1 protein-coding gene is annotated in these 1410 nt (G+C 78.2%); it reads right to left on the reverse strand.

The genetic code is table 11. The annotated features are described in order from the left end of the window. A partial coding sequence (locus tag ACFWR9_RS42710; protein ID WP_383853103.1) for a KR domain-containing protein occupies nt 1-1410 on the reverse strand: 1410 nt, incomplete at both ends.

Consider the following 1410-nt stretch of genomic DNA (forward strand, 5'->3'; position numbering starts at 1 on the left):
CCGGGCGGGGGGGGGGGGGGGGCCGCCCCGGGGGGGGGGGGGGGGGGGGGGGGGGGGGGGGGGGGGGGGGGGGGGGGGGGTGGGCCCGGCGCCCCCCCCCGCCGCCGAGGGAGCCGGTGAAGGAGGAGAAGAGGACGAACGCCGCGAGGCCGCGGTCCTTCGTCAGCTCGTGCAGGTGCCGCGCGGCGGTCGCCTTGGCCGCCAGCACCGCCCGCAGGCGCTCGGGCGTGAACGCCTCGATCGTGCCCTCGTCCAGCAGCTCGTCGGCGTGAACGACGGCGGTCAGCGGCGCGTCGGCGGGGATCGCGTCCAGCAGGCGGGCCAGTGTCTCGCGGTCGGCGGGGGCGCACTCGGCGATGGTGATGTCGGCGCCAAGACCGGAGAGTTCGGCGGGGGTGGGGAGTCCGGTCGCGGGGGTGGCGGTGAGGAGGAGGCGTTCCGCGCCGTTCTCGGCCAGCCAGCGGGCGACGGCGAGCGCGGTGGGGCTGGCGCCGCCGGTGACGAGCACGGTGCCGTGGGGCCGGAACGCCGCCGCGGCGGGGCGGGCGGGCGGCGGGGCGGGAACGAGGCGGCAGGCGAACGTGCCCGCGCCGCGCACCGCCAGCTGGTCCTCATCGCCCCGGCCGCCCAGGATGCGAGGCAGCGCCGCCAGCTCGTCCGGCGTGCTCGGCGTCGCCGGGACGTCGATCAACCCGCCCCAGTTGTCGGGGTATTCGAGTGCGGCGACCCGGCCCAGTCCCCACAGTTCGGCCCGCTCGGGGTGCCGGATCGGGTCGGAGTCACCGGTGGAGACCGCCCCCCGGGTCAGGAACCAGATCCGCCCGCCCAGCCGAGCGTCGGCGAGCGCCTGGAGGAGAACCAGGGAGGACTCGGTGTCGGCGAGCAGGGAGAGCGTCCCGGCGAGCTGGGACTCGCCGGCGGACTCGCGCAGAGCCGCCGCGAGCTCGTCCCGCTTGCCGGAGGCACGGACGCGCACGACGCGGGCGCCGGCCTGCTCCACCGCGCCCAGCACGGCGTTCTCCGCCTCCCCGCCGCCGTGCGGGGGCAGCACAGCCAGCCACGTCCTGGAGAGCGCGGCCTCGGGCAGCGTGACGGGCCGCCAGTCGAGGCGGTAACGCCAGGACTCCGCGCGCGATCGGGTGCGGCGCTCACGGCGCCAGGCGGCGAGCGCGGGAACGAGGTCCGCCAGCGTCGCGTCGTCGCGGGTGCCGAGCATCCCGGCCACCTGATCGGGCGCGCCCTCCTCCACCACCTGCCAGAACCGCGCCTCCGTCGCGTCAGCCGGGGCGGCGGCCTCGGGGGCGGTGGTGCTGATCCAGTAGGCGCGGTGCTGGAAGGGGTAGGTGGGCAGGTCGGTGGTCGGCCCGTCGTGGGTGGTGGGGGTGACGGGGTGTCCGAGGGTCCAGGCGT

It is taken from the genome of Streptomyces sp. NPDC058534 (assembly GCF_042717365.1).
Lineage (GTDB): Bacteria > Actinomycetota > Actinomycetes > Streptomycetales > Streptomycetaceae > Streptomyces.